Raw genomic sequence first — 6,917 nt, forward strand, 5'->3', positions numbered from 1 at the left:
TCCGGTGAACGATCAGCAAGATAGCCCGCGGCGCCGCAGGGCCGCCGTGCGGCCTGCGGTCACCGAAAGCGAGGGCGCGCCCTTCCGGCGGTTGCGCTCCGGCCGTCGTCGAAGCGAGCCCACGGCCCCCCACGACCCGCTGACGTCCGAACCGGCTGCAGCCGGCCACGATCCGGCCGACGACTACCCGGTGTCCGCCGGCGAGGAGCCGCAGACGACCGGGCCGGACACCACTGCAGCGGGCCCCGAAGAACCGTCGGAACACGAGGACCAGCACGACGACACCGCACCGGAGGCCGGCCGGCCGGAGCATCCCGAAGGCACGGAGGACGCCGCCCCCGCTGCGGTGAGCGCCGAAGACGCCCCGGTGCGCCCGCCCGAGCTCGAGGCCGCCCTGGCCATGCGCAGGAAGCGCCGCCGGCGCCGGAACGCCATCATGGTCTCGGTCTTCGCCGTCTTCGTCGTAGCCGTCACGGTTGCCGGCCTCTACGTCAACGGACTCCTCAACGTCGAACCGGAGGACTTCGACGGTCCCGGCCAGGGCGAGGTCGATTTCGTGGTGGCCCAAGGCTGGGGCCCGAACCGTGTCGGCGACGAGCTGGTTGCGCAGGGCGTCGTCGCCTCGCGGGACGCCTTCCTCGAGGCGCTCTCGGCCGCCGAGGGCGACAGCAAAGAAGTCCATCCCGGCGAGTATCCGCTGCAGACGAACCTGCCGGCCCGCGAGGCAGTCGACGTGCTGCTCGGAGTCGGCAGTGCGCCCGTCCACTACATCGCGATCGACCAGAACTCGCGTCTGCCTGCCGCCCTGGAGAACATCGCCGAGTCGACCGATCTGGACCTCGGGGAACTTCAAGAACTCGCGGCCGAACCCGAGACGTTCGGGCTCGACGCGTCCTACGAGAACATCGAAGGGTTCCTGCATCCGGGGGAGTACCGCTTCCCCGTCGAGGACACAGCGCAAGAGGTCCTCCAGATGCTGGTGGATGCAACCACGGAGAAGCTGGCGGAGCTCGGCGCGACCGACCCGCAGGAGGCCTACCGCGCGTTGACGATCGCCAGCATCCTGCAGGGCGAGGCTCGCACGGAGGACTACGCCGTCGTCGCCGGGGCCATCGAGAACCGCCTCAACCCCGACAACAGCGAGACGGGCGGTCTCCTGCAGGTCGACTCGTCCGTCATCTACGGGCTGGACCGGTACACGCTCGAGTTCACCGCCGAGGAGAAGGCCGACGCCTCCAATCCCTACAACACCTACCAGCACCAGGGGCTGCCGCCGACGCCGATCGGCTCGCCGGGAGATGCCGCCATCGAAGCGGCGGTGAACCCCGACGACAACGGCTACTACTACTGGGTGACGGTGAACATCGAGACCGGCGAAACCAAATTCGCCGAGACGTACGCGGAACACCGCGGGAATCAGCAGGAGTACCGCGACTACTGCGCAGCGAACCCGGAGGTCTGCAGCTAGTGTCCGACGGCAACGCGCGGCGGGCCGCCGTGATCGGGAACCCCATCGGCCATTCGAAGTCGCCCGCCCTGCATGCCGCCGCCTACGCGGCCCTGGGCGTCGACATCACCTACGGTTCGATCGTGGCCGACCCCGAGGACGCCCCCGAGCTGGCCGAGCGGCTGCGCCGGGAGGAGTCCTGGGTGGGGCTCTCCTGCACGATGCCCATGAAATCCGCGCTCGTGCCGGAGATGGACGCGGTCTCGGAGCGCGTCGCCCGCCTGGGTTTCCTCAACACCGTCGTCGTGCGGCACCAGGACGGGTTCGCCCGCCTCTTCGGCGAGAACACCGACATCGCCGGCATTGTCAGGGCCCTCGGCCTGCCCGCGGGCGCCGTCCGCCAACGGCTCTGCATCCTGGGTGCCGGCGGGACGGCGGCAGCTGCCGTGGCGGCCGCAGCTCAGCTCGGCTTCGAGTCGGTCGACCTCGTCGTGCGCGACGCCGGCCGGGCCGAGTCGGCCCTGAACCTCGCCGCCGATCTCGGCTTGGCGGGTCGCGCGGTCGACGCGGCCACCGCCGGAGGGGAGCTGGGCGGCTACGAGGCCGTCGTCTCGACGCTTCCGCCCCGTGCCGCCGACAGCCTCGTCGACAGCCTCCTCGCCTCCCCGCCGCGCGCCGGCGCGCCGCTCCTCGACGCCGCCTACGACCCGTGGCCGAGCCGGATCGGCACCGCATGGGACGCCGCGGGAGGCCGCGTCGTCGACGGACTGTCGATGCTGGTGCACCAGGCCGTCGAGCAGGCGCTGCTCTTCAGCGGCCGGCCGGAAGATGACCGTGGACTGGTCACAAACGTGATGTGTGACGCAGTGGGGCTGCCTCGTCGGTTGGGTTAGCCCCGATTCGTGGCAGTATTGACGACATGTTGCGTTGGTTGACCGCGGGCGAATCACATGGCCCGTCCCTCGTTGGAATTCTCGAAGGCCTCCCGGCAGGCGTCCCGCTCACGACGGATGACGTCAAGGCGGCCCTGGCCCGACGCCGCCTCGGCTACGGCCGCGGGGCCCGGATGAAGTTCGAGCAGGACGAAGTGACCTTCACCGGCGGCGTCCGCCACGGCTCCACCCAGGGCGGCCCCGTCGCCATCGAGGTCGGCAACACCGAATGGCCGAAGTGGCAGAAGGTCATGAGCGCCGACCCGGTGCCCGACGACGAGCTCGACGGGCTCGCCCGCAACGCGCCGCTCACCCGGCCGCGCCCCGGCCACGCCGACTTCACCGGCATGCAGAAGTACGGCTTCGACGACGCCCGCCCCGTCCTGGAGCGCGCCAGCGCCCGCGAGACGGCGGCACGCGTGGCACTCGGCACCGCCGCGTCCAACTTCCTGGCCGAGCTCGGCATCGAAATGGTCAGCCACACGGTGGCGGTCGGCACAGTGGCCGTCCCCGAGGGCAGTGCCGTGCCACGCGCCTCGGACGTCGTCGCGCTCGACGCCGACCCGCTGCGCTGCTTCGACCGCGCCACCTCGGACGCCATGGTGGCCGAGGTCGACGCCGCCCACAAGGAGGGCGAGACCCTCGGCGGCGTCGTCGAGGTCCTGGCCTACAACCTCCCCCCGGGCATCGGCTCCTACGTCCACTGGGACCGGCGGCTCGACGCCCGGCTGTCGGCCGCGCTCATGGGCATCCAGGCCATCAAGGGCGTGGAGATCGGCGATGGATTCCTCACCGCCGCCCGCCGCGGGTCGGCCGCCCACGACGAGATCCTGCGCGACGGCGACTCGAAGGCCGTTCGCCACACAAATCGCGCCGGCGGCATCGAGGGCGGCATGAGCATCGGGGGACCGGTCCGCGTGCGCGCCGCCATGAAGCCGATCGCAACGGTGCCGCGGGCCCTGCGCACGATCGACATCGCCAGCGGCGAGGAGGCGAAGGCCCACCACCAGCGTTCGGACGTCTGCGCGGTGCCGGCCGCGGGAGTCGTCGCCGAAGCCATGGTGGCGCTGGTCCTCGCCCAGGCCGTCCTCGAGAAGTTCGGCGGCGACTCCGTCAAGGAGACGCACCGGAACATCCAGGAGTACCTGGCGGCGATCCCCGAGTCCCTGGCCTCGTCGAACTAGGCGCGGGTCGAGGCCTCAAACACGTGACTGATCCTTCCAGTGTTCCACCGCGCCGCCGCCACACCGGTCTGACGCCCGGCAGTCCGGACGTCCTCTGTCTGATCGGGCCGATGGCCTCGGGCAAGACCACGCTCGGGCGTGCGGTGGCGCGGCATCTGGGTGTACCGTTCATCGATACGGACGCCCAGGTCGTCGCCCACCACGGTCCCATCGCGGACATCTTCGCCGAGTCCGGCGAGGCCGGGTTCCGCCGCCTGGAGTCGGAGGCGCTGAAGCAGGCTCTCGAGACGGCCGACATCCAAGGTGGTGTCGTCGCCACCGGGGGCGGCGCCGTCGTCCGCGCGGAGAACCGGCAGACCCTCCGCGAGCGGTTCACGGTGTACCTCGAGATCGACGAGGAGACCGTCGCTCCGCGCATCGAGCGCGACCGGCACCGGCCGCTGCTCAGCCGGCAAGAGGACGAGGGAGCCATGGACAAGTGGCGCCGCATCCTGTCAGAGCGTGCGGGTCTCTACCGCGAGACCGCACGCCACATCGTCGACGTCCGCAGCGGCACGCCCGCCGCGAACGCCGAACGCATCGTCGACGCCTACCGGCGTTTCCGCTCTTCAAGGGGAGGCAACTAGGACATGACCAACACCACCATCCAGGTCACCGGCAGCACGCCCGGCAGCGACTACGACGTCGTCGTCGGCACGGGGCTGCTGGGGCGCCTCGCGCACGTGCTGGGCGAGCGCGTCCGCAAGGTCCTGATCATCCACCCGCGTGCCCTGCGGGCGACGGGCGACGCGGTCAAGGCGGAGCTCGACGGCGCCGGCTACACCGGGCTCACCGCCGAGATCCCGGACGCCGAGGAGGGCAAGCACATCCAGGTGGCGTCCTTCTGCTGGCAGGTCCTCGGCCAGAACGACTTCACCCGGTCCGACGCCATCGTGGCCGTCGGCGGGGGCGCCGTCACGGACGTCGCCGGCTTCGTCGCGGCCACCTGGCTGCGCGGAGTGAAGGTCGTCCACGTCCCGACGACCCTGCTCGGCATGGTCGATGCCGCCGTCGGCGGAAAGACCGGCATCAACACGTCCGAGGGCAAGAACCTGGTGGGCGCGTTCCACCCTCCGGCCGCGGTCCTGGCGGACCTGGACTCGCTGCAGACGCTGCCGAAGAACGAGCTCGTCACGGGGCTGGCGGAGGTCGTCAAGTGCGGATTCATCGCCGACCCGAGGATCCTCGACATCATCGAGTCCTCGCCGGAGCGGGTCTCCGAGGCCGGCACGGACGAGCTGCGCGAGGTGATCGAGCGGTCGATCCGCGTCAAAGCCGAGGTGGTCTCCGAGGACCTCAAGGAGTCCGGACGCCGCGAGATCCTCAACTACGGGCACACGCTGGCCCACGCGATCGAGCTCGCGGAGCGCTACCAGATGCGCCACGGCGCTGCGGTTTCGATCGGCCTGACATTCGCCGCGGAGCTGGCGCGCTCCGTCGGCCGGATCGACGACGACCTCGCGGACCGGCACAAGAACATCCTCGACTCGCTCGGCCTGCCGACGACCTACCGGCGGGACCGCTGGGCGGCCCTGCTCGACGGCATGCGCCGGGACAAGAAGGCCCGCGGCGACCTCCTGCGGTTCGTGGTCCTTGAGGATCTCGCCAAGCCCGGTATCCTCGATGTACCCGATACGTCGCTACTATTCGCCGCCTACCAGGAGATTGCCGAGTAATCATGGGGCTGCAGTGGATACGAACTGGAATGCCGGGGATCAACCGCGATCCCGAAACCCTGCTGCCCGTCATCGTCGACGAGCAGCAGGCCGACCTGCTGGTCGCGGGCGACGACCCGTGTGACGCCGTCGTCGTGCTGATCGCCCGTGGCGAGTACCGCGAGGCCGCGGAACTGGTCGCGGACGTCCGCCTGACCGACCCGCAGAACATCCGCATGCGCATGCTGGACACCGATCTGCAACGCGCCATGGGCAAGACCGACGCGGCCATCACCCGGCTGCGCGCCCTGCTCGAGGAGTTCAAGGGCAGCAGCCACGAAGCGATGATGCACCAGTACCTCGGGATCCTCTACTACACCGAGGGCGACCTCACCGCCGCCGAGCACCGGTTCGAGCTGGCCCACCGGCTCCACTCCGAATCCGGAGCCCCCGAGCGTCGCGTGGAACTGGCGCGTCGATCGCTGGAGGCCGTGAAGCGCCGCGAGGCACTTGTACGTTAGAATCGAGTCTGGATTTTTGACAAACGCCCGAGGTGACGTCGTCACTCCTCGTCCCCAAGGGGTCGGCGGGCACCCATACAGGAAGAGTAATTCGTGGCAGATACCACCGACATCAAAAACGGCGTAGTCCTGAAGATCGACGGCCAGCTGTGGCAGATCACCGATTTCCAGCACGTCAAGCCGGGCAAGGGCGGCGCCTTCGTCCGCACGAAGATGAAGAACGTGCTGACCGGCAAGGTGGTCGACAAGACGTACAACGCGGGCGCCAAGATCGAAACCGCGACGGTCGATCGCCGCGATTACCAGTACCTGTACCAGGACGGCGACGACTACGTGTTCATGGATCTGTCGGACTACGACCAGATCATGGTCCCGGGTGCCGTCGTCGGCGATTCCGCCGGCTACATGCTCGAGAACCAGAACATCACCGTCGCCATGCACGACGGCGCACCGCTCTACGTGGAGCTGCCGCCGTCCGTCGTCCTGGAGATCTCCTACACCGAGCCGGGCCTGCAGGGCGACCGCTCGTCGGGCGGCACCAAGCCGGCCACGCTGGAGACCGGCCGCGAGATCCAGGTCCCGCTCTTCGTCGAGCAGAACACCCGCGTCAAGGTCGACACCCGCACGGGCGACTACTTGGGGCGTGTCACCGAGTGAGTACCCGCAGCAAGGCCCGGAAGCGGGCTCTTGAGGTCCTCTTCGAAGCAGAGCAGCGCGAAGTGAGCCCGGTGGCGGCGCTTCGTCAGCGCCGTGAGGCCGTCGCCCAGATCGTGAACCCCTACACGGTCACGCTCGTCGAGGGCGTCCTGGCGCAGCAGGAGCGCCTCGACGAGATCCTGGGCACCTACGCGAAGGGCTGGACCCTGGACCGCATGCCCTCCGTGGACCGGTCCGTGCTCCGGATCGGCGCCTGGGAGATCCTCTTCAACGACGAGGTGCCCGACGGCGTAGCCGTCGCCGAGGCGGTCGCCCTCGTCCGCGACCTGTCGACCGACGAGTCGCCGGAATTCGTCAACGGGCTGCTCGGCCGCATCCAGCAGCTCAAGCCGACGCTGCTGGCCTGACGGCCGGCGGCGCCGCCCGCGCACGTGAGGGCCCCGCTTCCGGTCCCGCAGTCACTGGACTGCTGGACCGGAAGC

General features: G+C 69.8%; 8 protein-coding genes. All 8 read left to right on the plus strand.

All coding sequences use genetic code 11. The features are described from left to right. The first annotated feature begins 4 nt into the window (after positions 1-4). The 8 genes from mltG to nusB all read left to right on the plus strand — a co-directional run bounded on the left by mltG (position 5) and on the right by nusB (position 6,842). Positions 5-1,468, plus strand: coding sequence for an endolytic transglycosylase MltG (gene mltG / locus IE069_RS13800; protein ID WP_189351147.1), 1,464 nt, complete (start codon positions 5-7; stop codon positions 1,466-1,468). Continuing rightward, positions 1,468-2,340, plus strand: coding sequence for a shikimate dehydrogenase family protein (locus tag IE069_RS13805; RefSeq protein WP_229791167.1), 873 nt, complete (start codon positions 1,468-1,470; stop codon positions 2,338-2,340). The genes mltG and IE069_RS13805 overlap by 1 nt, the downstream gene beginning before the upstream one ends. 26 nt (positions 2,341-2,366) lie before the next feature. Continuing rightward, positions 2,367-3,563, plus strand: a complete 1,197-nt coding sequence (gene aroC / locus IE069_RS13810; protein ID WP_189351148.1) for a chorismate synthase — start codon at positions 2,367-2,369, stop codon at positions 3,561-3,563. A gap of 23 nt (positions 3,564-3,586) precedes the next feature. Next, positions 3,587-4,189, plus strand: a complete 603-nt coding sequence (locus tag IE069_RS13815; RefSeq protein ID WP_189351149.1) for a shikimate kinase — start codon at positions 3,587-3,589, stop codon at positions 4,187-4,189. A gap of 3 nt (positions 4,190-4,192) precedes the next feature. Continuing rightward, positions 4,193-5,278 carry a 3-dehydroquinate synthase gene (aroB, locus tag IE069_RS13820; protein WP_189351150.1) on the plus strand — a complete coding sequence of 362 codons (1,086 nt, stop codon included), beginning with the start codon at positions 4,193-4,195 and terminating at the stop codon, positions 5,276-5,278. A 29-nt stretch (positions 5,279-5,307) separates the two neighbouring features. After that, the gene (locus IE069_RS13825) at positions 5,308-5,778 is read left to right on the plus strand and encodes a tetratricopeptide repeat protein (protein ID WP_189351151.1); all 471 of its coding nucleotides are present in this window, start codon (positions 5,308-5,310) and stop codon (positions 5,776-5,778) included. Positions 5,779-5,871: 93 nt separating this feature from the next. After that, the gene (gene efp, locus IE069_RS13830) at positions 5,872-6,435 is read left to right on the plus strand and encodes an elongation factor P (protein WP_189351152.1); all 564 of its coding nucleotides are present in this window, start codon (positions 5,872-5,874) and stop codon (positions 6,433-6,435) included. Then, a complete protein-coding gene (gene nusB / locus IE069_RS13835) occupies positions 6,432-6,842 on the plus strand; it encodes a transcription antitermination factor NusB (RefSeq protein WP_189351153.1) in 411 nt (136 codons plus the stop codon). Before efp ends, nusB begins: the two co-directional genes overlap by 4 nt. The last annotated feature ends 75 nt before the right edge of the window (positions 6,843-6,917 follow it).

Source organism: Zhihengliuella salsuginis (genome assembly GCF_014651715.1).
Taxonomy (GTDB): domain Bacteria; phylum Actinomycetota; class Actinomycetes; order Actinomycetales; family Micrococcaceae; genus Zhihengliuella; species Zhihengliuella salsuginis.

What these genes read in the sequence shown, in the direction of transcription:
- aroC (WP_189351148.1), top strand. Translation starts at nt 2,367, where the DNA reads ATGTTGCGTTGGTTGACCGCGGGCGAATCACATGGCCCGTCCCTCGTT.
- aroB (WP_189351150.1), top strand. Translation starts at nt 4,193, where the DNA reads ATGACCAACACCACCATCCAGGTCACCGGCAGCACGCCCGGCAGCGAC.
- IE069_RS13825 (WP_189351151.1), top strand. Translation starts at nt 5,308, where the DNA reads ATGCCGGGGATCAACCGCGATCCCGAAACCCTGCTGCCCGTCATCGTC.